We start from the raw sequence: 21,708 nt of genomic DNA, 5'->3' as shown, positions 1-21,708 counted from the left end.
AAATATATGTTCGTTTTAAGAAAATGGTGAGTGCTTTTGAAAAAGCAAAGAGCACCTTTTAAGGTACTCGATGGCTAATTCTGAAATGATTATGATTAATGTATGTATGTTTCTAGTATAGGTGCAGTTTTTATATAAAATATTTAGTTAATATTAAAGAGCACCTTAGGAGAAAGGCGCTCAATGACCAAGGAGTGTATCAGAAATGATACTAAATGATTCATAATGAGATGTTTATGATTATTGTATGTATGTTCATAATTTATGTGTAGTTTATAAACAAAATCTTTATTTAAATAAAAAGAGCACTAATCGAGAGCGCTCCTTATACCTCATTATAACGACAGTGACGAGCTCACATTATATAGAAAGGCACTATATTGTATGTCAAAGTATGAGGTTAGTGAATGGATTTAGATAAAATCGTTATTTGAGAATAAGAGGTGGGATTGTTGGACAAGTATCGGAAATTATATGTATCACTAAAAAATGAGGATGAACTGATAACGCTATTTAGCAAAGAAAGTTTTAGCGACATTACGGATATGTTGAATGAAGAAAAATTTATAATGCTTTTTGATTTAAGAAACGGATTGTACTTACCTTGTGCGCTAAATACAGATCATATAACTGTTGTTTTCAGGGGAGAAGATTAAAACAAAAACGCTATTTGAATAGCCCTGGGAAAATACCGAAGATATCTAAAATAATTAAGAGAGCAGTCCCAATTATCAAAAATAAATATTTAAGAACTTTGAGTGTTGTTTTCATTAATTCGCCCCTAAGTTTTTGATTATTTTAGGTAGTTAGGCAGATTTTTATACAAATAAAAACTTCATTTTACGCAACAAAGCAGCTAGCTAATCTAGCTAACCGCTCCATTGTAATGCATTGAGGAGTCCTACTACGCATACATATTATGAGTTGTAACCAAAAGTTACAACTATAGTATAAACAGATATCAAAATATTATGCAGATAAGAAAACTAAATAAAAATTTCATTTTGTAGAAATAAGGAAACTAAAAAAGAGCACCATGCATCAGTGCTCTTTAAGATAGGAGGTAACACTTTGAGCTGAGGCTAGGTTAGAAGTATATGGTGTAAAAAAAGAAATAAGACCTAAATTTTATTATTAAATCAATATAAAAGAGCAATTAGCTTTTGCTAATTGCTCGGCCCAAGGTAATAGACATAGAGTGGGTATTAGTAAATTTGGCTATTCACGAGCCTGTTTACAGTGTAACCAAGATTTTTTTAATGTATTCCCTCTTTAAAAACCTTATTTAAACAGTGTTATTTAAAGAGGGAGTGGAGTAATGAAAAAGAATACTTTTCCTTTAAACATGAAATGATTTTTAAATTCACAATATTATATGAGTGTTAAGACAAAAATGTGTAATTAAAAGAGCAGCTAGCAAAAGCTAACTGCTCAGGTCAGGGAACTACTGCTGATAGAGGTTCATTAATATGAGTTTTGGCTATCGCCTATGCACAGTATTGACGGAATATCGAGTTTTATTCAAGGGGGAGAGGGAAATAAATAATTTTAACTTGATACAACTTGGTCTTGATCAGCAACATCAGAATCAAATGTATTCGTTGCACTAACACCGTTAAAGGTATTAACAACAAAAGAAACATTTGATGCCCCTGAACCATTATAAGATTTTGTATTCTCTTTTGGAGATACGTTATAAAAATCCCCTAAATTGAAAGCACCATTACTGTTTTGAACGACAAGATTTCCAACGACAGAAGGCATAGTACACACCTGCTTTCCTAGAACGTATTTAAATTAGTATATGGTGTATTCGTCTAGAGGTTCATTAGAACCAGAAAAATTAAAGATGAAGTTTGTTAGAAACCAAACAAAAAAATCCTTTGAAAGAAAGGAGCATCCAAAACTATGAAACCCGTAAAAGCGAAATGTGAAGTATGTGAGCACGTGTTTCGTATCCAAATGCTCACAGCACGATTACCGAACCGTGTGGACAAGCACTATTTCGTTTGTCCAAGCTGTAAAACAGAATTTGTAAGTTATTATTCGAACCGTGAAATGAGACAGCTGCAGAAAGAAATTTCGAAATTATACAACGGTTTCCGTAAATGTTATTCGAAAGAACAGGCAGAAGTGATTCAGGAAAAAATCGATAAAAAGGATTTAGAGTTTAAGTGGCTACGAGATAAATTGCGAACGGAGATTGAAAATAATTTACCAAACTAAAGGGGGACAAAGTTATATGAGTATACCTAAACAATTGATGATTGGTAGTATACCGTACGATGTGGAAGTCGTAAAAGGATGGCTTGAAGAAAGAGAAAACGGAGAAGTAAGAATTGCTGAAGTAACGTATCACGAACAACAAATCAAGATTTCGGACAATGTAGCGAAACATGAGGGGCAAATGAAAAACGTACTTCATGAAGCGATCCACGCAATGCTGTATGAATATGGACTCGATCGTTTAAATAAAGAAGCGAATGTAAATGCACTAACTACAGTCTTTTTCGACTTTATTAAAAATAATATTCGTGGTGGTATCTCCAGTTTTGTAGGGTATCAGTATTTATTACTTAAACGTCCAGAAAAAACAAATGTAGAATTTTATGACTCTGATGCGGAACCTGCCAATGTAAGATTAAAAAAAGAAACAGATGAACTTTCCTTTATCAACACAGCAGCAGAACTTGTGAAAGTGGTTAATCAGCACCCACCAGAAGTGGATGTATCGGCATTAGGCGCTGCAATGGCAAAAGCGGAAGTTCGTAAGGCTGTGGATATAGGTGTTACGCATGAACAGATTCAGGAATCAGTTATTAAGATGACCACGGATAAGCAAACTCGTAAACTACCAATCGTAGAAGTGAATCGTAGCTCGTTTCCTATGGAAGAGATAGCAAAGATCACGAAAAAAGAAGAAACGGATCCTATTCATTGGAAAACAGGTATTAAGTATGACGATGAGGGTACACCGAGATATCGTACACGTTACGAATGCTGCATGTGCGGAAATCGTGGGAATCAATACGAGTACAAGGAGAACAAATTCACGAAATGCCATAAATGTAATGCGAAACTCAAGATAGTACAGGCAACGAAAAATGGATTCCCTGAACGCGATGCATTCGGTAATTTTTACGTAGCTAATGATGAATACAGCGTTATTTTGGATGGTGAGTAAAGATGAAGAATATACCTACAAAAAACATAAGTGAAGAACTGGAGACACGTGAAGGTGTCACAACAGTGCAAGTAAGTCCCCATGAAAAGATTGAAGTAGCAGGTATTACGGTTGAGGGTCCGGCTGTAATCCTCATCAATAAAGACTAGGGGGTATTAGACGGAACTTATATACGAATATCCGATTTGGACAACATGGTTCATCTGTGTAATATTCTTTGGTTTAGCTAGCGTTATAGAAACGATTAAGAAGTAAGGAAAAGGAGATGGAAGATATGAGAGCGGTAATTAAGACGGTTGACGGTTCTGTACACACTGTAGAGGAAGCAGATTTTATTTTTGAAGGATACAAAAAGCTAGAAGGGGAGTTATTTGCGGAAGGAAATGCGATAGATACTTACGATGATAACGGCCGTATTACGGGAATTGTGAATATGCAACATGTTTCTGCGATCAAGTTCGAATATGAGAAAGATAAGGGAGCTGAAGAGAAATGAAATCAACAGGTATCATTCGTAACATTGATCCATTAGGACGTATTGTGGTTCCAATGGAATTACGCCGTACATTAGGTATTCAGGTTAAGGATTCAATGGAGATTTTTGTAGATGGTGAATCTATTATTCTACAAAAATATAATCCTAATAACTCTTGCCAAATTACAGGAGAGGTTTCAGAAGAAAATATTGAACTAGCTGGCGGTAAACTTGTACTAAGTCCTGAAGGGGTTGATCAGGTATTAGCGGAAATTGAAGCACATTTGAAGGGGCGATAAAATGAGCGAACCTAATAAGCAATATACAAATATCGAACTGGAAATAATTTTGGATAACTTTGTAAAGGCATTACCGATGCAAATACGAATGCAGCGCGAGATGTCTAAATTACTTAAAGCACGTTTTGACGCACTTGTTTCAGAAGGTTTTACGGAACAACAAGCACTGGAAATCGTAAAATCACGTGGTATAGAGTGAAAGGTTCGGAAGCAATCTTACGAGCGATGTACCAGGTAGGAGGAGAAATCCCAGCTACGCAGTTCGATACGTGGCTGGGACAACTCTCTCAGTTAGGTCTACTGGAGCAAGTCATGAAAGATGATAAGCATGTTTACTATTACCGGTTTATGTATTATTTAAGTTTAATTTATTAAAACTGGAATAAATAAGTTCGTTTTAACAAAATTTGAATTTTTATATTTTTCCATCCATAATATTATTTAGATTTATAGAAATAACTTTTTTATTAATGATACAGGAGATAAACAGAATTAGAAAAGTGGAGAGGGTGGAAATATGGAAAAAGTAACAGAAAAGCAATTAGAAAGCGCTATGAAAAAATATTTATCCAATAATAGTGAAGCGAGATTTAATAAACTTTTTAATATGCTAATACATGTTGCTGATTCAACATGTTACTTGGAGAAATTATGTGCTTCGAGGAAAATAAAAAATCTTTTTCATATAGCTAAATTTTATCAATTAGGAAATAGATTACACGAGGCATCATTTTTTCTAGAGAAACATTTGAATAATAATAGAAATGATGCCAATGCTTTATGGGCATTACAATACATTTATGCCCAAAGAGGAGATTATAATTCATCGAGAAAAATAATAATACAAATGAATGAAATTGAGATAGAGAAAGTTTTGTATTTACGTACTGTTCTTATACATTTTTTAGCTTTTGGGACTAGAGATCAAGTCATCCATGTAAGTGAAGAAATAAGTAAACATAATAATTTAGATTATTTCACATTACGAATACTTTTTGAAGCATTAATGGTTACAAAGGATACTAATATCATTAATATTTTAAAAAAGTATAGAGATGGCAGAAAAATTCTACAGAATGCAGCTCAGCGTGATACTGCACATATTAAATCGCTACTTATGGGAAATCTCAGTTGCGTTTTACAATTGATTGGAGGAAGTCAAGATGCCTGATTTTTTAATTTGTCGTTTGCTTAGTGATAAAGGTGAAATAATTCCATTTCCAATGGGATATGGAGATGTAGAAATAAAATCTTTTTCTTTGTTATTTAAAGAAGAAAAACTGATAGTAATTGAGTCTACAAAAAGCTTTGAAGAAGAAGTTAATTTAGAAATTGTCCCCGTAATTTCTACTATTGTAAATTCTGACAACCTTAAAGAAGCTGATTACCTTGCAGAAACTAAATTCGAGTTGGTGTTAGATTGTATAAATGCGGGTTTACCAATTAGTGAAACTCGTTTACTTAATTCGGGATTTATAAAAGATTTGCATAAAAATTGGATCAGTCCGAGATTAAATGGTGATTCTTTTGGACCATTTCCAACTTTTAAAATAATGGATAGACTTATACCCAAAATTGATGATGCGCAGTATTTGTTTTCGGTAGATAACTCAGAATTAAAATTAGCTTTACAAAGGTCGTATCATTGGCTAAGAAGGAGTCAGAATGAAAATGACCTTCATCTGAAATGCCTGTTTTTATGGTTCTCTATAGAATGCTTAGCTAAAGTAGGGGAAGAAGATATTACAGGTAAAGTCATGCAGGTATTAGGTTTTCCATTGGGGAAAATAGGTATGTTTTTATCGAAAGATAGAATAACGGAGATAAAAAAACATGCTAACTATGTGCTTATTCTTAAAAAGTTAGAGAAGCAATTAAATGAAATTCGGGAATTACGCAACAATACAGTTCATGAAGGTTTCCGTTCTTGGGACATATCAACTGGGCTTTTAAAGGAATATCATGCTACTATGCTCCTAGCTACTCCTAGAATTCAGAACTATGCAATGAGCGCCGTAAAAAAAGGTTTAGAAACAGTAGCGGATTTTTGGGAATACTTCCCGCATTTATATGATTGGCATTTAGATATCAATGATTTTCATGGAAACATTTTATACATGCTCCAAAAAAATGATAATTCATACCTATATCCAAATGTGGTTTTTAATGAGTATTAAGTATTTAAGGAGATTCTTTAAATATAATTTTGATATTGGTGTGAGCCAATAGAGTATTAATAACCTAGTATAAAATGTTTCCTGTTGACTAAATATTTGATATTAAAAGGATTTGAGACAACAGCGGCGTGGCACGTGTTTTTGGTGTTAGATAAATCACATGATTTTGGATTAAAGTAGGTCTTTTATACTATAAATAAGCCTCTTTTAATAGGGACTAAGCACTCGGATAGTAAAGATTAATACCATATCATTGTAAATAACATTGAGGAAGTGATGGGTTATGTATAATAATTATTGGAATCCAAATCAAAACATGATGTATCCAAATGCTGTTCCAAGTGTTAATCCTAATTATCAGCATGCTCCAAACTATATTCCAAGTGAAGACCCGAATTACAGAATGACATATCCAAATGCTGTTCCAAGTATAGATTCAAATTATAAAACTATGTATCCAAATTCGAGTGAAGATTCAGATTATCAGTTCTCTCAAAATAATGTCCCTAGCTATCGGAATGAACGAGAGCAGAAAGCTTATTTATATGGTGAAGATGCTCAAGGGCGCACTGAACTGGGGCATGGGTTCATGTCATTTTCTTGGGCACCTGAAATAATTGAACCTAATCAATATTTGATTGCTTACTTGCATGCACCTAAAAATATGAATGTTATCAACGGGGGATGGAAAATAAGCTCGCCGAATGATCCAGTGTTTGCAATAGAGAGCTATGATAGGCAATTAAATCAATGGATTATTACATTATATAACGCTTCAGAAAGATCTAAACAAATTACATTTACCCTGATAGCGAAAATGAAAGCATGATAAAGCAGTACGTGTGATTATTAACTGAAAAAAGAAGTGTAGATGAGCAAGTAATGTCAAGTACTATAGGATTGTGTTTCGTGCAACGAATTCCGGTAAATCACAGCTGCTTACACGAAAATAAAAATATATAAAAGAAAAATCTTTAAGTGGGGGTTTAATACTCTACAGCACTTCAAAAAGAAAAAGAAAATAAAAAAGACCCCCCCTTAAAAAAATATACCTTATATATATAATATAAATATAAAACTAATAATTATATATTATATATATAGTATTATTTATTAATAGTTATATAGTATGTAATACTATTAATGGTTTAAGGTGTTTGTTTTAGGGGTTTGATTTTCTGAGTCAGGAGGTTCGGAGATGACCAGAATTGATGGCTATGTTTCAAAGAAGACAATACGACTATGGCTGGAGAATTACGAATCGCTTGCTGTAGGTGATCGGTTCCCTGATGCACCACCTAGCTTTACGGGACCTGCGACACAGGACGGGAAAAGCGATGGCCGACTGAATAAGATTGTGTTGGATCAGGCGATTAAACAATTACCGAAGAACATGCGGTATATTGTGTTAGCGAGGTATGTGGTGAAGATTCCGAGGAAGAATACACTGCGTGCGATGAACATAACAGAGACTGTATACTATACACGCTGTAGACAAGCCGTGGACTTATTGTACATGACCATTAACGGCGATATGGCAGGTATGAGAAGTTTAATAAAAAAGTTGTACGAGGCTTGACAAGGTGGGTTCATAGTAGGTACAATTTATGTTAGGATGGTGAAATTGTGTCCTACTCCAGTACAAAATAATACGCATAGCCATGAGGCCCGTTATAGGGTATCATGGCTATTTTTATGTCCGTTGGATTGGACTGATTGTGGGATATATAGTAAGTAAGAAATAGGAGAAGCTGTACCGCATACTATGAACTGTAGGCAACGCTAAAGGGAAACCTTGAGGTAATTTCACCAGTCGCTCTCTCCTGGAGAAGAAGGCCCTTCGAAACTCAGGGGGTTATAATCCAATGTCTAGGTAGTTAATAAGGTGAAGTTTATGCATTAATTCAAGTGATTGTGGCTGTATGTATGGCTTATAAACATTGATATAACAGCGATGTATAATAATTGTATATCGGTTACGTATTGAAAAAAGAAAGAATCATTGATATCAATAGATTTACCTCCTATGCAGTTTACATAACCAATGTTATAGGCAGTCATTTTTAATACAATATTCATTGTTATTCAAAATAGGGATTTTAGATTATTGAACATTTGGTTTTGTTTTAATCCCCCGGGGGAGGCCAAATCCGTATAGGCGTTGGCAGGCGCTCGTAACGTTCCGCCAGAATTTTTAAACTCGGGTGAGGAAAAATATAGTAAAAAGTTAAGAGTTTCTTAACCTCTATGGTATACTAAATAGGATATAACTTACATTTATTTTGGGATATGGGATTGGAGGAAGAAGCATGAATACATACGAAGAGAAATATACGAAAACAAAAGAGCAACAGTTAGGTTTGTGGAAAGAAATGATTCATAGGGCATTTGGTGAAAATCACAATGATTTAATTAAAATTACTGATTGCAACCAGATAATTGAAATTTTAAATGCAGTTGGTACAGATGAAGCGGATAATCATACCTTTTTACCAACGAGTGGTGGCCTAGATTTACATGGAGCTACAGCATCATATGAAGAAGGTTGTATAGAATTAACATTTGAAGGCCGTACTACTTATATAGTAAACCCTGACTCATTGACTCTTCACCAAGTAGGGGAAAACCCAGAATGGTGGTATTTTAGACTAAATACCAAGCCTTTTAAGGCTAGTGGTGTCTATGAAAAAACAACTCCAGTGGAACAAGTATTTCAATCAGAACTTGATAAGGAAGTATCATGGTCTATGAGTTACTATGGGGAAGAAGTTCTGGAACTTAGAGCTGGTGAGTATGTAGATTATGCTGTTCGGGAGATGGGCCATCTAGGTTATGATGAGTATGGGAATTCGATTCCACTTCCTGATAGTGCACGTGTTGTACATAGAGGAATTAATGGTGGTTCTTATGCTATTTTTTCTAAATATGCACTATACAATCGAGTTAGTTCAACGTATGATGCTAGACACAATAAAGTAAGTGATGATGAATTTCGAATTTATATTAACAATATAGTAAATGCATTAAATAAAAAATAAACACTATGTTATGAAAATATTAATAATTTTTAGGCAATCGATACTAAATCGGTTGCCTTTTTCTATTTCACGAAGAAAGGGGAGCGAAATGATGGCGAAGTTAGATGAATTAAAGCAGAAACTTACGGCTAAACAAATTCAAGCGGCGTACCTGCTTGTAGAAAACGAGTTGATGGAATCGAACAACGAGGAAAAAAGGACTCAGGACAAAATGGCCAACGAGCTAGGCATAAATCGGACAACGCTTTGGGAGTGGCGAACTAAGAACCAGGACTTCATCGCATTCAAGAGTGAAGTGGCCGATAGTTTTCTCGCAGAGAAGCGTGAGCAGGTGTACAGCAAGTTAATGCAGTTAATTTTAGGGCCGCAACCGAGTGTAAAAGCTATGCAATTGTATATGCAGCGATTTGGTTTACTGACTGATAAGAAAGTAATCGAGGGTGATCTAGGAAATGCGACCCGTACAAATGCGGAAATCGAAGAACAGCTTCAGAAATTAAAAAAATTGACAGGCGAGTAAAAGGAGGGCGGGCTACATGGCATATATAGACGGTAAATGGTTAGCCCGTCATGAACGTCAGGAGCGTATCGATCTTGTAGCAGAAAGAGCAAAGAAGTTACAGGAGTTATACGAAACTGGTGAGGCTACAGAATATTACATGGATACACTACTTGCTGACATCGATGAGCTAGAAAAGTTAAAAAGGGTGCATCGTGGAGAACATGACATGTTGTACTTCATGTATGAGTATTTTTCGGAAGAAGGAAATCCCGGGAATCCTGATAACTTAATTCCGGCTGGAGTAACGATGGATGATGCAGCTGAATTTCACCAAACGTTATGTGGGCTTTTAGATGACATCACAACAGGTAGGGAGAAAAAGAAAAAAGTGGCCTGGAGTGTAGGGCGTGGCCATGCGAAAACGGCATACCTGAGTAACGGTTATTTGTGTCATCAAGTCGTGTATCGATTAAAGCAGTACATTGTTTTGATTTCTGAAACTTCCGATGTAGCCGGTGACTTTATATCTTGGGCACGTGATCAGTTAAAGTATAACGAAAAATTGCGTCAAGATTTCGGTATCTTACTTCACGAACAAAAAAGCCGAAATGAAGTAGATAACGATAAAGAGTTCGTGACTTTAACAAACACGAAAGTCGAAGCGAAAGGTATAGGGACACAGGTACGTGGGTTACGTCACGGTTCCAAAAGGGTTCAGCTCTATATTTTGGATGATTTGGAGAGTAAAGAAAATACCGCGACAGTTGATTTAATCGCGAAAAATAAGCGTTGGTTCAAGGAAGAATTGCTTCCAGGTTTAAGTCGACAAGAAGGTGCCTGTATTTATATGGGTACTATCGTTTGTTACGACAGCTTATTGCACCATGTTATTAAAAACCGTCGTGACTTTGTATCAAGATCATTCCCGGCAATTTTGAAATGGTCAGAGCGCGAAGACTTATGGCAAGAATGGCGTGAGATTCGTCAAGTGGATGAAGAGGGCGCTTCTGATAAAGCTCGTGAATTTTACGAACAAAACAAGGAAGAAATGCTCCGTGGTACAAAAACGTTATGGCCATCTCATTTCTCATACATCGATCTGATGGAAATTAGGGAAGATGACGGTACCAAAGCGTTTAACCAGGAGTATCTATGTAACCCGACTGATGAGGAAAGACAGATATTTAAACCTAAATATTTCACGTACTGTACTGAAGATGATTTAAAAGATAAAAAACTTTTGTATTACGGTGCGGTTGATTTCGCGATGGGTAAAGAAAAAGGTGACTATAGTGTAGTAGTTACACTTGCGAAAAACGTTGAAACAGGCACTTGTTACGTTATCGATATTTTTATGGAGCGTGTGCATCCAAATACGTTGTTAGAAAAGGCTGTAGAATACACGCTGGAATATCAATACGAAGCACTTGCGGTAGAGGCGCAACAAGCCCAGGAATGGTTTGCGGATAAGGTTGGAGAGGAATTGCAGAAAAAAGGATATCCTTCATCGACTCGTTTAAAACAAATTAAGCAGCGTACACGAAAAGCACTACGTATTGAGTCGTTATTACCAGATATACAGAGCGGTAAATTACGTTTTATGAAACATTTACGTGCTTTATTGGAGCAATTTGAAATGTATCCGATGCACCCACACGATGACGGTCCGGATGCGGTTCAAATGGCTTTTTCTATCGCATATAAACGTGCAAGACGTAAAGCAGGCACTACAGGGAATTCAAGATATTGAGAAAGGAGGGGCTTGAATGAGAGTACAAGGTGACCGGAATTTTATGAATCCAGTAGAAATTGTAATGCCAGTTCGTACCGCGCTCGGTGATTCTGAGTGGACACGCATTATGTCCGAGGTTCGTTTGTATGAGCGTTATGAAGGAGACTTAAACGTATGGTCTGATTATAAAAAACCAGACAATCTCGACTACGAACCTACGAAAATACAACTTGATTATCCTCAAAAAATTGTAAACATGATTGCAGCGTGGCAATTTGAAAAAGAACCTAAAGTCACAGTTCCTCCTAATGTGATAGACGACCCGGCACTTATGATTCAATCAGGATATGAACCTAGTGAGGAGCAACAAGCAGAAAACAGTAGAGCGAAAGCAAAGGAACGGTTATTAACATGGGTTTGGGATGATAACCGAATGCATGAGAAGTTATTAGCAGCAGCAAAGGACCGTGCCATTTCCAAAACTGGTGTGTATGCTCGTATTCACTATGATAAACGTCGCGGTGAATTCAAGATTATTTGGCATCCATCAACAGAAGTTATCGCAAAGTATAACGACTGGGATATAGATCAACTGGAAGAAATTCATTTTATTGCATGGCTTGATGAAGAACAAACGAAAATGTGGAAGTTATCGTATTACTTAGTTTGGAATGAAAAAGCCGGTGAGTACGACTGTGAAATCGAAGAGGCAATATACAACGGTGACTTAGAAAAACAAGAGGATAGGGTTGAGCGCTCATCAATGGGTATTGATTTTATTCCTGTAGTACCAGTACCAACTGAAAAACTAAGTAAACGTACTACGGGTTATAGTGAACTTGAAAAAACAATAAAGTTGTCTGAGGAAATCGATAAAAAAATGTCTGATTACTCGGATGCGTTACGTTTTGAAATGTTTGCTATTACGTTGTTAACGAATGTAGATGAAGATCCAAAGAATCCACTTCAAGTAGCGCCAGGTGCGAAATGGGATTTAGGTGATGGTGCGGAAGAGACCGGTGAACCAAGTGCTAAGAAATTGGAAAGTGGATTTAGATTTAAAGAAACTATTGAAGCGTATCTGGACCGATTGCAGAAACGCCTACATGAAAAAGCAGAGGTACCGATAGTGAACACTGCGGACATGAATACGGGCGGTATAAATGACATGGCGGTACAGCTTTTATTTAGTAATATTATTTCAAAAACACAACGCTCATGGGTGATATGGCAGTCCCGTCTACAAACCTTAAATGAGTATATTTTACGTTATATGAAAGCTAGGGAGGATGACTCCAAATTCAAATACGATAAAGAAATGTTAGCAAAAGTAGATAACTATTATGCTAGTAAGATTATTTTCGGTTTACCGTTACCGCAAGATCAAAAAGCACTTATCGAACAGTTAGGCGATGAAATTTCAAACGAAATCGAATCAATTAAAGGTGCAATTACGAGAAGTGGTAAAGAAAATGCGGAACAAAAGTTCATGGAGATTATGCAAGAGCGGATGTTGAAAAGACAATCTCAGGATCCGTATAACGAAAAGTAATACTTGCCTTACGAAATGGCGCTATAAACTTTCGGAAATTATAGCCGACAGGCTCAAAATGGAGGATTTGCAAATGGAATACGTAAAACAAGCTAAAGCATTAAAATTTTTTGTAGAACAAGTACAAAAAACATCTAAGTTCCCACTTCGATTAGACCTACAGTTTTTCTCTGATAGTGGCGGTTTTGGAGATGATCCAGACAAAAAATCTGGAGATACTGATGACCCGTCAAAAACTTTTACGCAAGAAGAACTAGACGAAATTGTTAAGAAGCGCTTAGAACGTGAACGTAGTAAATCTGCTGAGAAATACGGTGACTACGATAATGTAAAAGCGAAATTAGCAGAATTTGAAAAAGCTGAAGAAGAGCGTAAAAAGCAAGAAATGACGGAAATTGAACGTTTGCAGGCTGAAAAAGAAGAAGCTGACAAAAAGGCACTAGAAGCTTCCGAAGCAGCGCAAAGAGCACAAGAAAAAGCAAATACACGTATTCTAAATACGGAAATTAAGAGTATTGCACGTGCTTTAGATGCAAATGATCCAGGTGACGTATTGGCGCTTTTAGATAAGTCGACTATTCAACTTGATGAGAATGGTAATTATCAAGGAGTTGAAGAGGCTGTTAATGCGCTAAAGGAAAGTAAACCTTGGATGTTCAAGAAAGTTGTGGGGGCAGATGCAGCTGGTGGCGCGAATCCAGGAACAAATCTGAGAGCGAATGAAATTCTTGCTTTAGAAAAAGAGCTGGAAGAAGCAAAAACAAAAGCGTTAAAAGATTCAAAATTTGCGGGCGAAGTAACACGTATCTATAACAAGTTGTTAGAAGCAAAATCGAAGAAATAACGGATCGTTGATTAAAAGTCAGCGGTTTTTTAATTTTAAAAATTTGAGGGGGCTACAAATATGCCAGTACCAACTACGTACGAATTTCAACAACAAGTAAGACAAATGCAAGCGAATGTGGATTTAATTCTTACGAAAGCACCTGTTCTTTTCGGATTAATTGGTGTAGGAGACGCTTTAACACAAACTAAATTTGAATGGCAGAACGACTATTTAAATTCTGATACAGGTATTGTAAAAACTGCCGCAGCTGTTGGGGATACGGACCTAGTTTTAGAAAAAGGCGAGGCTCGTAAATTCACTGAAAATGCTCTGGTACAAAACGGCTTAGAAGTGTTACGTGTAGTAAGTGTCGATGAAAACGCGGATAAAATCACTGTGCAACGTGGTTACGATAGTACGAAAGCGGAGGCAATTACAGCTGGTGGTGAATTAAAAGTCATCGCAAGACCGAGACCAGAAGGTGAAGATGCTTTCCGTAAGAATGAGATCAATAACCGTTTAGTGTCACATAACTTCTCACAAATCTTTTCAAGATACGCATCTGTTTCACGTACACAACAACAAGTGAACACATACGGCGTATCAAACGAATTAGATTATCAAGTAAACCTGCGTTTACAAGAGATGATTCGTGAAGCTAACACTTCTCTAATCTATGGTCGTAGAAATGTTGGCTCTCCAACACAACCACGTACTACAGGTGGTTTATTTGCATTTGCAGGTATTGAAGGTTCTCATAAGCAAGACTTTAAAGGGAACGAAATTGCGGCAAAACCTTTAAATGACGCTGTAGAACAAGTATTTACTCGAGGCGGTTCAGCAAATACGATTCTATGCGGACCGAATATCGCACGACAAATCACAAAACTTGGTGGCGATACAATTCGTACTACGCGTCAAGATACTGCGGCAGGTTACCAAATCTTATCGTTTGTATCGGATTTACCAGGTGGAGCGATTTCTAGTGTTGTAGTTGATTTAAATATGCCTAAAGATCGTGCGTTACTTCTTGATACAGAAAAAGTAAAGGCACGTTACTTAACTCCAATTTATGATCAAGATGCTACACCAAATGGTGCTGACTACTTCTCTCGTGTCATTCGTGGAGAATTTGGATTTGAAGTTAAGAATGCGAAAGAGTCTATCGCTGTTCTTGAAAATATCTCTAAAACAATGGCTTAAAAGGTAGCGTGTATGCTACCTTTTTTGTATTTTGAAAGGAGTTTTATGCATGTCTATTTCTGAAAATCAAGCACAACGTTTAAACAGATCGATGCCGATTGCGAAAGACACATCACTTGGCAATATTATTAAAGGTCTAGAAGAAAAAGTAGCTCTAATACCCAAAAAGGTTGATAAACAACCAGATAGTACAGCGACTGACGTAGCAGGTGTAGTGAAAGACTTAAATGCACTTATTGCAAAGTTAAAAGCTGCAGGAATCATGACGCCTTAACAATATACAGTGACGGAGGTGACGCCAAATGAAGGTGTCGGAAAGGCTGGAGAGTCGGTTAGCAAAAGTTCCAAAAGTAACTCCGGAAGACATCGGAAATTGGCTAGCTGAAGCCGAAACTGAGTCAGAATTAACCGAAGAATTAAACGCAAATGCTGTTTTTTATCTTGCTCTGTCATTTGCTTATGAATCGATTGCAGCAGACGCAGCGCGCTATTTTTCTTATACAGATGGTGAAGAATCGGTTGATAAATCGATGATCTTTGCAAACTATAAGAAGTTATCATCGGACGCGCTTAAAAAGTACAGGAAGTATAGAAGGGGAAAAGGTACTCACCAAACATTTGCTAAGCGGGCAGATGGGAGATGATTACATGAGTGATTCTCAAAAAGAGATGGATGCAGTGCTCGATACCATTTCCGAAGAATTTAAAGAGGAGAACGAAAAACAAGTTTCTGACACTGTTAAGGCTATTATCCTAATACGTTTGTTTTTAGTTGATTTATTGAATGACTATCAAAAGGATGGAATCGTGAAGCGTAGTAGGTTAAATGCGTTATTACGAGACCTTACTTTATACGAAAAAGAATTTCGTAAACAAGCAGAGCGGTCATTCCATACATTGATTGAAAACACGTCGAAATGGACCACATTGAAATTATCAGAAGCAGGTTTGGACGTGAAATCTATAACTGCAGTAAATAAGCAAATTATTCAAGGGGTTATAAAAAGACCTGGTGAAGATGGCTTAGTTCTGTCTGATCGTGTATGGAATTTATCTGGAGATATGAGAGATCGATTAAGTAGTGTCATTCGTCCATCTGTATTAAAGGGTGAGAGCATTACAATGATTTCTCAAAAGATAAAGGAAGTACACGACAATGAGAAATGGAAGGTTGAGCGCGTAGCAGTTTCTGAGAGTACTAACACATACCGAGCAGCTACTATACAGAATGGCTTAGAAAGTGAAATTGTGACAGGTTATCAAATTATTGATAATGGTCACCGTCACAGATATCATTCAAAGCACATGTGTTACAAGCTAGCGAGACGCGATGCGTATGGTTTAGGTGCTGGAAAGTATCCGAAAAATATTCCGGAAATCCTTATAAATCAATTAATAAGCCCACATCCACAATGTTCTTCACGGTTGAACTATTTGATAAGCGAGGAGGTGTAGCAATTGCTTACTGAGGATGATATTAATGAGATTCGCGAAAATCGTGAAATGATTGAGCAGGGACGTAGAGAACCGGTGATTTTATACATTAAAGGGGCTTCTGAAAAGGATCCAATTACAGGAGAAGAAATCCAAGGTGAACCCCGAAAAGAAAATGTTCAATTAGTTTGGAAGAAATTTACGTCAGTGGAAAAGACGAAGTTCGCTGATCTCGATGTAAAAAAAGGAGAGGCGCTTGTTACATTTCCTCTTAATGTGGACTTAGAGAACATTGAAAAAATTGAACGTAAAGGTGTTTTTTACGTTATCGAACTTATCGATGAACGAGGGCTTGGTGGCGTAAACCGTCGTGAGGTCATTGTAAAGAGGGTGATTTGATGAGAATCAGAGTTGTTGTTAAAGGAAAATCAAATGTGTTAAAAGCACATAATCCCAATAGATACAAAACACCAATTGAGCAAACGGTAGAAAAACATACACGCTTACAAGCTAATCAAGCCTCTAATCGAGCACCGATATTACACGGTCCTTTATCTGAAAGTATTCCTGCAAGTGTAAAGATGGTAGTCGGTGCGAGAATTATTGGTACGTATGGATCTCCTCTTATTTACGCGGCGGTACAAGAATTTACGCACAAAACCAAAAAAGGTTTTATGCGTAAAACAGCATTTGAAGGTGAGCAACCATTTGTTGAGGATATAAACAAAACTGTTCAACGTGTAGCAAAGGGGCATTAATTATGTTGAATGACGTAATGTATTCATTAAAAAAGTTGCTGGATGTTTTTGCGCCTACTACATGGATATATGATGGTGTTTCTGTATCAGGAAAAGACAAACCCCTCATTACCATTGAGGATTTGTCTGGAACAATTAGCAGGTATTCAAAGGAGAATTTCTCACGTAATCATCTAATCCAAGTTGGTGTGTATGCAGATAAAGTTTTTGATAGGAATGATTTGCAAGATAGAATAATTAACCGATTCGAAAAGGGTTCAATTGACTTGTACGATACAAGTAAAAAGAAACCAGAACGAATCGGTTTTTTTAATGCAAAAGTAAAGGATTTTGAACCACTGTCTCAAAAAGACGTTGAGATTTTAACAGCGAAACATTTGAGTTTTATTACTATAACAATCAAAAATTAGAGGGGGACTAAAAATGGCAGAAGTGAAAAAAAGTAACGCACCTGAGTTTAAAGGTGCCGAAACACTTTACTTGATTGACATTCCGCAACCTGATGGGAAAACTACAAAAACAGTCCGATTTTTTAACCAAACGTCAGGTTCACGGTCAATTGAGGCTGGAGAAATCGAGTTGAAAACGAAAGATAAGAGTGGATCTGATTACGGTGACGTAACACAATCCGCTAGTATTGAAGGGATTTGTACTGAAGGTGACGAGGGACTTGATTATGTAGAAGAAGCAATTCTTAATAAAGTTTTAGTAAGAATTCATGAAGTTAACCTACGTAGTGCAACCGCTTCTGAGTTTAAAGTTAAATCAGGAACATACATGTTGAATAGTTTGGAACTTTCTCATGAAAATGAGGAGTACTCAAAGTATTCTATCGGCTTAAAATTAAATGGAAAAATTTCTAAAGGGACGCTTAATAAAGTACCTAATGGCGCGCCAACTGGTGACGTAGCTACTCCTGAAGCGTAATAGTAAGTCTATTTACTATTAATTAAGAATGTTTGTGGGGGTGGAGATCTTTGGATATATCTAAAATCGAAAAAATTGCAATCGCATCTTCAATTCTTTCAACATTCGGAGAGGATGCATTGGCTCCTCACGTTGATTTAAATCGTTTATCAGAATTATGTGAGGAATCGACTCGAAATTCAACAGCGAGACAATGTGGTGAAGCGACAGTTAGTGTTTTAAATAAGATTATTGATAGCTTGTCAGAGGAGGGTGAACAATGAAGCTAGATCAACAAGAGCAAGCGGTTATTATAGGCAATACAATTATGATGCTTGGTGGGCATGAAGAGGTAACTAATTATGTTGATCCTAAGAAGTTGGCCAAAGTAAGTGATATTCACAATGAGCTATACGATAATACAACCCCGCGTGAGCGAAGAGAAGCAATGATTAGTTTGCTTAATAAAACAATGGATGAATTTGTGGAAAATAAATAATTGAGATCTGAATAAGCGTTCATATAGACGCTTTTTTATTTTGAACAAAAAATAATTGGAGGTAATTATTATGGCTGAAAAATCATATACGCGTTTCGTAATTAATGGTAAAGAACAAGAACTGAAATTCTGTTTACAAGCACTGAGGTTATTAGATGAAAACGGTGGGCCGATGCAATTTGTTTCTCAAACCATGCAGGGCGGAATTACTAATTTCACGGATGTGGTTTATTACGCACTGATTCATACAAATGAGGGAATCACGTATGAAGCAGTACAGAAAGAGATTGAAAATATGTTTAATGCAGAAAAACTAGACCTTGATGAAATTCTAAAGTACAACAAAGCAGTTGTATTAAATAGTTTTTTCTTCCAGAAGACGGTGAAGAAACTTCTAGGGACAATGACAGCGGAACAACAGAAATCGTTCGAGAACCTGTACGCATAAATATTGATGAATTGCAAGGTGAGTGTTTTCGTTTTTTTAATATGACCACCTTGCAATCTTGGCGTATTAGTCTCAAGGAATATCACCTTATGTTGAACGGATATAAGGAACAACTACTTGATAAGTACGAGTTCGCAAGTGTACAAGCTTTGTTTAATCGGAATGCTCAAAGTGACAAAATCAAGTCATTAGCGGATATATATACACGTCCAGAAAGTGTTCGTGATATTGAAAAACAAGCAAATGAACGGAAAGAAGTAGTTGAAAAAATTCAAAGGAACGAATCGTTCTTTGATCAAATAGAATCGATGATTAGAAGTCAAATAAAAGAAGAGGAAGGGTAGGTGAGGTGAATGAGCCAGAACAAGGTAGAAACTCAGGTGATTGCGGACATATCTAATTTAATAAGTAACCTTGGACAAGCTACACAAGCATGGAATACATTTTTTCAACAGATTAGTAGACCACCTCCTATCCCACCGGCTCCACAACCGCCGTCACCTCCACCATTACCACCAGCGCCACCAGCACCGCCGCCTCCTGATTATTCAGGGTGGCGTGCTAGATTTCAAGAAGTAGGTAATCAAGCAATTGAAATGGGCCGACGTGTACAGCAAACAGGGCAAACAATGCAAAATGCATTTGGTCCTGCAGCTGCAGCGTCGGCTTTTGCTTTAGGGAGTATGATTCAAAAGTCACGAGAATTTGAATCACAAACTCGTAAAGCGGCAGTTTTAACTGCAGGTGACTACGGTCAAGTAAAGAAAGCGATTCTTGATATGGCAAAGGATTCTGTGTATTCAACAGGGCAGGTAGCAGCGGCTTTTGCTGAAATGGGTGCGAAAGGTTTTGATTCGGCTCAGGCAACGTCCGCATTACCTGGTGTGTTGAGTGCAGCGGCTGCTTCAGGCGAAGACCTGGGGATGGTTGCTGATACGATTACGTCAGCTTTAAACTCATTTGGTATGGAGGCAAGTCAAAGTACACATGTTGCTGATGTTCTAGCAACAGCCGCAAACGCAACGGCTGCAGGTGTAGGGGATATGCAATACGCTTTTAAATATGCGGCGGGTCCAGCAGCTCAATTAGGCATATCGATGGAAGAACTAGCGGCTTCTGTTGGTATTATGTCAAATAGCGGTATTAAAGGTGAGACCGCTGGTACAGCATTACGTGCATCTTTACTACGTTTAGTTAAACCACCAAAAGCAGCAGCAAATGAGTTAAAACGGCTTGGCGTATCTATTACGGATCAACAAGGTAATATGAAACCATTGTCTCAAATTATTGGAGAATTAAAAACGGGAATGGAAGGTATGACAAGTGCACAAAAAGGCGCGGCGTTAGCAACAATATTTGGGACAGAAGCTGTATCAGGTATGATGGCACTTGTAGCAGCGGGGCCTGAAAAGATTGATGCTTTAACACAATCCTTAGTGAACTCGGACGGTGCTTCTAAAAAAGCTGCGGACTCCATGCTTGAAGGATGGGCCGGAGCACTGACGAAAATGGAATCCTCTCTTGATGCTGCAGCACGTGCATTTACTGATGCATTAGCTCCTGCATTAATGGCCGTAGCTGGAGTAGTAGAAACCTTGGCAAACGCGTTTATGAAATTACCAGCTCCCGTGCAGACGGTGATTGCTTCCGTAGTAGCATTTACTACGGCTTTTTTAGTTATAGCAACGGTAGCGGGTATTGTTATTAACGCAATTGGAGGAGCAATAATTACTATCGGCAAACTAATGCTTTGGATGTCAGGAACATCAAAAGCAGCAGTAATGCTTCGGGCTGCTTTATCAGCATTAAGAGCCGGATTTGCTTTGTTGTTAGGACCGGTTGGTGCGGTTATTGCAATTCTAAGCTTAGTGGGGGTAGCGCTAGTTCAACTTTACAAACATAACGAGACTTTTCGAAATGCCGTTAACAGTGCGTGGGTATCTATAAAAAGTGGGACAGTAGCGGCGGTTGAAGCTATGAAATCTGCTATTGATTCTTTAGGTTCTTATCTTGGGACAATACCGGAAAAATTTTCAGCAATGGGTACAGCAATCGGCGCAGCATTAGAGGCAGGGTTAATTAAAGCGGGTCAAGTGTTTTCTGGTTTTGCAACAGCTGTAGAGATTTCGCTAGCTGTAATAAAATCGAAATTTAGTGCATTTGGTCAGGGGATAAGTGGTGCGTTTAGTTCAGCAATATCAGGACTTGGTTCAGCATTTGCTGGAATTGGATCAGCTCTTTCTCCAGTAATTAATTTTATCAAAATGTCTTTCTCCTCAATAGGAAATACGATAGCCACTTTAACACCATTAATTGTACGTTTAGGTTTATCGTTTTTAGGTGTTTCAGGCCCCGTAGGATGGGTAATAGCTATTGTAGCTTCTTTAGGTGCTACGATATTTAAATTGATAAATACAAATGATCAAGTGAAGTCTGCTTTTATGTCGGCTTGGCAGTCTATACAATCGATTTTTAGTTCTGTGATGTCTGCGATTTTGCCGGTTGTTCAGTCAATAGCTCAGGGGATTACACAAGCATTTGCACCACTAGCTCCTGAATTTGCGAAAACGGGACAAGTTATAGCAGAAAGCTTCGCCACACTTGGACCTGCTCTTTCTGAGCTAGGTGCGGCTTTTGGTGAGTTAGGTTCTACAATAGCTAGTTTGTTTAGTGAA

At 37.3% G+C, this 21,708-nt stretch carries 29 protein-coding genes; 28 read left to right on the top strand and 1 reads right to left on the bottom strand.

Annotation, left to right across the window (positions count from 1 at the left end; genetic code table 11):
- Positions 1–1,548: 1,548 nt before the first annotated feature.
- Positions 1,549–1,764, bottom strand: a complete 216-nt coding sequence (gene gerPF / locus MR167_RS23290) for a spore germination protein GerPF (protein ID WP_061884034.1) — start codon at positions 1,762–1,764, stop codon at positions 1,549–1,551.
- 144 nt (positions 1,765–1,908) lie between these two features.
- Between gerPF and MR167_RS23285 the strand changes: the two genes are divergently transcribed.
- From MR167_RS23285 to MR167_RS23150, 28 genes are all read left to right on the top strand, one after another.
- Positions 1,909–2,226: a transglycosylase gene (locus MR167_RS23285; RefSeq protein WP_242315581.1), complete on the top strand. Its 318-nt coding sequence runs from the start codon at positions 1,909–1,911 to the stop codon at positions 2,224–2,226.
- A gap of 16 nt (positions 2,227–2,242) precedes the next feature.
- Positions 2,243–3,184, top strand: coding sequence for a hypothetical protein (locus MR167_RS23280; protein ID WP_242315580.1), 942 nt, complete (start codon positions 2,243–2,245; stop codon positions 3,182–3,184).
- 2 nt (positions 3,185–3,186) lie between these two features.
- Entirely contained in the window at positions 3,187–3,333 is a 147-nt protein-coding gene (locus tag MR167_RS23275) for a BC1881 family protein (RefSeq protein WP_000790088.1), read from the top strand.
- A gap of 125 nt (positions 3,334–3,458) precedes the next feature.
- A complete protein-coding gene (locus MR167_RS23270; protein ID WP_001202995.1) occupies positions 3,459–3,680 on the top strand; it encodes a hypothetical protein in 222 nt (73 codons plus the stop codon).
- Positions 3,677–3,958: an AbrB/MazE/SpoVT family DNA-binding domain-containing protein gene (locus tag MR167_RS23265; protein WP_242315578.1), complete on the top strand. Its 282-nt coding sequence runs from the start codon at positions 3,677–3,679 to the stop codon at positions 3,956–3,958. The genes MR167_RS23270 and MR167_RS23265 overlap by 4 nt, the downstream gene beginning before the upstream one ends.
- A gap of 1 nt (position 3,959) precedes the next feature.
- Positions 3,960–4,157 (top strand): hypothetical protein, encoded by a 198-nt coding sequence (locus MR167_RS23260; RefSeq protein ID WP_103623738.1) that lies wholly within the window; start codon positions 3,960–3,962, stop codon positions 4,155–4,157.
- Positions 4,158–4,475: 318 nt separating this feature from the next.
- Positions 4,476–5,129: a hypothetical protein gene (locus MR167_RS23255; protein WP_242315576.1), complete on the top strand. Its 654-nt coding sequence runs from the start codon at positions 4,476–4,478 to the stop codon at positions 5,127–5,129.
- Entirely contained in the window at positions 5,122–6,135 is a 1,014-nt protein-coding gene (locus tag MR167_RS23250; protein ID WP_242315574.1) for a HEPN domain-containing protein, read from the top strand. Before MR167_RS23255 ends, MR167_RS23250 begins: the two co-directional genes overlap by 8 nt.
- A gap of 283 nt (positions 6,136–6,418) precedes the next feature.
- A complete protein-coding gene (locus MR167_RS23245) occupies positions 6,419–6,964 on the top strand; it encodes a hypothetical protein (protein WP_242315572.1) in 546 nt (181 codons plus the stop codon).
- Between the two features lie 369 nt (positions 6,965–7,333).
- Entirely contained in the window at positions 7,334–7,714 is a 381-nt protein-coding gene (locus tag MR167_RS23240; RefSeq protein ID WP_242315570.1) for a hypothetical protein, read from the top strand.
- Between the two features lie 730 nt (positions 7,715–8,444).
- Positions 8,445–9,173, top strand: a complete 729-nt coding sequence (locus MR167_RS23235) for a serine/threonine protein kinase (protein WP_242315568.1) — start codon at positions 8,445–8,447, stop codon at positions 9,171–9,173.
- A 91-nt stretch (positions 9,174–9,264) separates the two neighbouring features.
- On the top strand, positions 9,265–9,693 hold the full coding sequence (locus tag MR167_RS23230) for a phBC6A51 family helix-turn-helix protein (protein ID WP_242315567.1): 429 nt from the start codon (positions 9,265–9,267) through the stop codon (positions 9,691–9,693).
- 16 nt (positions 9,694–9,709) lie between these two features.
- Complete coding sequence (gene terL / locus MR167_RS23225; protein WP_242315565.1) at positions 9,710–11,425, top strand: phage terminase large subunit; 1,716 nt, start codon at positions 9,710–9,712, stop codon at positions 11,423–11,425.
- Between the two features lie 16 nt (positions 11,426–11,441).
- Entirely contained in the window at positions 11,442–12,959 is a 1,518-nt protein-coding gene (locus MR167_RS23220) for a phage portal protein (RefSeq protein WP_242315563.1), read from the top strand.
- 73 nt (positions 12,960–13,032) lie between these two features.
- Complete coding sequence (locus tag MR167_RS23215; protein ID WP_242315561.1) at positions 13,033–13,803, top strand: phage scaffolding protein; 771 nt, start codon at positions 13,033–13,035, stop codon at positions 13,801–13,803.
- A gap of 60 nt (positions 13,804–13,863) precedes the next feature.
- A complete protein-coding gene (locus tag MR167_RS23210) occupies positions 13,864–14,988 on the top strand; it encodes an SU10 major capsid protein (protein ID WP_242315559.1) in 1,125 nt (374 codons plus the stop codon).
- A 49-nt stretch (positions 14,989–15,037) separates the two neighbouring features.
- Positions 15,038–15,262: a head fiber protein gene (locus tag MR167_RS23205; protein WP_025118133.1), complete on the top strand. Its 225-nt coding sequence runs from the start codon at positions 15,038–15,040 to the stop codon at positions 15,260–15,262.
- 28 nt (positions 15,263–15,290) lie between these two features.
- Entirely contained in the window at positions 15,291–15,632 is a 342-nt protein-coding gene (locus MR167_RS23200) for a hypothetical protein (protein ID WP_221826529.1), read from the top strand.
- Between the two features lie 4 nt (positions 15,633–15,636).
- On the top strand, positions 15,637–16,443 hold the full coding sequence (locus MR167_RS23195) for a hypothetical protein (protein WP_242315558.1): 807 nt from the start codon (positions 15,637–15,639) through the stop codon (positions 16,441–16,443).
- 3 nt (positions 16,444–16,446) lie between these two features.
- Entirely contained in the window at positions 16,447–16,821 is a 375-nt protein-coding gene (locus tag MR167_RS23190) for a hypothetical protein (RefSeq protein ID WP_242315557.1), read from the top strand.
- The gene (locus tag MR167_RS23185; RefSeq protein WP_025118136.1) at positions 16,821–17,180 is read left to right on the top strand and encodes a hypothetical protein; all 360 of its coding nucleotides are present in this window, start codon (positions 16,821–16,823) and stop codon (positions 17,178–17,180) included. The genes MR167_RS23190 and MR167_RS23185 overlap by 1 nt, the downstream gene beginning before the upstream one ends.
- Positions 17,181–17,182: 2 nt before the next feature.
- Positions 17,183–17,590 carry a hypothetical protein gene (locus MR167_RS23180; protein ID WP_242315556.1) on the top strand — a complete coding sequence of 136 codons (408 nt, stop codon included), beginning with the start codon at positions 17,183–17,185 and terminating at the stop codon, positions 17,588–17,590.
- A gap of 13 nt (positions 17,591–17,603) precedes the next feature.
- Positions 17,604–18,107 carry a phage major tail protein, TP901-1 family gene (locus MR167_RS23175; protein WP_000852563.1) on the top strand — a complete coding sequence of 168 codons (504 nt, stop codon included), beginning with the start codon at positions 17,604–17,606 and terminating at the stop codon, positions 18,105–18,107.
- A 50-nt stretch (positions 18,108–18,157) separates the two neighbouring features.
- On the top strand, positions 18,158–18,370 hold the full coding sequence (locus MR167_RS23170) for a hypothetical protein (RefSeq protein WP_000355285.1): 213 nt from the start codon (positions 18,158–18,160) through the stop codon (positions 18,368–18,370).
- The gene (locus MR167_RS23165; protein ID WP_000762728.1) at positions 18,367–18,585 is read left to right on the top strand and encodes a hypothetical protein; all 219 of its coding nucleotides are present in this window, start codon (positions 18,367–18,369) and stop codon (positions 18,583–18,585) included. Before MR167_RS23170 ends, MR167_RS23165 begins: the two co-directional genes overlap by 4 nt.
- Before the next feature lie 70 nt (positions 18,586–18,655).
- The gene (locus tag MR167_RS23160) at positions 18,656–19,033 is read left to right on the top strand and encodes a tail assembly chaperone (protein WP_000818630.1); all 378 of its coding nucleotides are present in this window, start codon (positions 18,656–18,658) and stop codon (positions 19,031–19,033) included.
- Between the two features lie 89 nt (positions 19,034–19,122).
- Complete coding sequence (locus MR167_RS23155; RefSeq protein ID WP_000931846.1) at positions 19,123–19,377, top strand: hypothetical protein; 255 nt, start codon at positions 19,123–19,125, stop codon at positions 19,375–19,377.
- 36 nt (positions 19,378–19,413) lie between these two features.
- Positions 19,414–21,708: phage tail tape measure protein (locus MR167_RS23150; RefSeq protein WP_481746707.1), on the top strand; the 2,295-nt coding region annotated here is incomplete at its 3' end.

This window comes from Bacillus cereus group sp. BfR-BA-01355 (genome assembly GCF_022663675.1).
Classification (GTDB): domain Bacteria; phylum Bacillota; class Bacilli; order Bacillales; family Bacillaceae_G; genus Bacillus_A; species Bacillus_A thuringiensis_S.
The sequence above is the reverse complement of the archived record's forward strand: the minus strand, read 5'-3'. Positions and strand labels throughout refer to the sequence as shown.

Bases quoted from the DNA above. Each gene is read 5' to 3' on its own strand.
- MR167_RS23175 (WP_000852563.1), top strand. From the start codon at position 17,604: ATGGCAGAAGTGAAAAAAAGTAACGCACCTGAGTTTAAAGGTGCCGAA.
- MR167_RS23205 (WP_025118133.1), top strand. From the start codon at position 15,038: ATGTCTATTTCTGAAAATCAAGCACAACGTTTAAACAGATCGATGCCG.
- MR167_RS23280 (WP_242315580.1), top strand. From the start codon at position 2,243: ATGAGTATACCTAAACAATTGATGATTGGTAGTATACCGTACGATGTG.
- MR167_RS23185 (WP_025118136.1), top strand. From the start codon at position 16,821: ATGAGAATCAGAGTTGTTGTTAAAGGAAAATCAAATGTGTTAAAAGCA.
- MR167_RS23270 (WP_001202995.1), top strand. From the start codon at position 3,459: ATGAGAGCGGTAATTAAGACGGTTGACGGTTCTGTACACACTGTAGAG.
- MR167_RS23215 (WP_242315561.1), top strand. From the start codon at position 13,033: ATGGAATACGTAAAACAAGCTAAAGCATTAAAATTTTTTGTAGAACAA.
- MR167_RS23275 (WP_000790088.1), top strand. From the start codon at position 3,187: ATGAAGAATATACCTACAAAAAACATAAGTGAAGAACTGGAGACACGT.
- MR167_RS23235 (WP_242315568.1), top strand. From the start codon at position 8,445: ATGAATACATACGAAGAGAAATATACGAAAACAAAAGAGCAACAGTTA.
- MR167_RS23160 (WP_000818630.1), top strand. From the start codon at position 18,656: ATGGCTGAAAAATCATATACGCGTTTCGTAATTAATGGTAAAGAACAA.
- MR167_RS23285 (WP_242315581.1), top strand. From the start codon at position 1,909: ATGAAACCCGTAAAAGCGAAATGTGAAGTATGTGAGCACGTGTTTCGT.
- MR167_RS23240 (WP_242315570.1), top strand. From the start codon at position 7,334: ATGACCAGAATTGATGGCTATGTTTCAAAGAAGACAATACGACTATGG.
- MR167_RS23255 (WP_242315576.1), top strand. From the start codon at position 4,476: ATGGAAAAAGTAACAGAAAAGCAATTAGAAAGCGCTATGAAAAAATAT.
- MR167_RS23165 (WP_000762728.1), top strand. From the start codon at position 18,367: ATGAAGCTAGATCAACAAGAGCAAGCGGTTATTATAGGCAATACAATT.
- MR167_RS23210 (WP_242315559.1), top strand. From the start codon at position 13,864: ATGCCAGTACCAACTACGTACGAATTTCAACAACAAGTAAGACAAATG.
- gerPF (WP_061884034.1), bottom strand. From the start codon at position 1,764: ATGCCTTCTGTCGTTGGAAATCTTGTCGTTCAAAACAGTAATGGTGCT.
- MR167_RS23195 (WP_242315558.1), top strand. From the start codon at position 15,637: ATGAGTGATTCTCAAAAAGAGATGGATGCAGTGCTCGATACCATTTCC.
- MR167_RS23230 (WP_242315567.1), top strand. From the start codon at position 9,265: ATGGCGAAGTTAGATGAATTAAAGCAGAAACTTACGGCTAAACAAATT.
- MR167_RS23200 (WP_221826529.1), top strand. From the start codon at position 15,291: ATGAAGGTGTCGGAAAGGCTGGAGAGTCGGTTAGCAAAAGTTCCAAAA.
- MR167_RS23250 (WP_242315574.1), top strand. From the start codon at position 5,122: ATGCCTGATTTTTTAATTTGTCGTTTGCTTAGTGATAAAGGTGAAATA.
- MR167_RS23180 (WP_242315556.1), top strand. From the start codon at position 17,183: ATGTTGAATGACGTAATGTATTCATTAAAAAAGTTGCTGGATGTTTTT.
- MR167_RS23155 (WP_000931846.1), top strand. From the start codon at position 19,123: ATGTTGAACGGATATAAGGAACAACTACTTGATAAGTACGAGTTCGCA.
- MR167_RS23265 (WP_242315578.1), top strand. From the start codon at position 3,677: ATGAAATCAACAGGTATCATTCGTAACATTGATCCATTAGGACGTATT.
- MR167_RS23260 (WP_103623738.1), top strand. From the start codon at position 3,960: ATGAGCGAACCTAATAAGCAATATACAAATATCGAACTGGAAATAATT.
- MR167_RS23245 (WP_242315572.1), top strand. From the start codon at position 6,419: ATGTATAATAATTATTGGAATCCAAATCAAAACATGATGTATCCAAAT.
- terL (WP_242315565.1), top strand. From the start codon at position 9,710: ATGGCATATATAGACGGTAAATGGTTAGCCCGTCATGAACGTCAGGAG.
- MR167_RS23220 (WP_242315563.1), top strand. From the start codon at position 11,442: ATGAGAGTACAAGGTGACCGGAATTTTATGAATCCAGTAGAAATTGTA.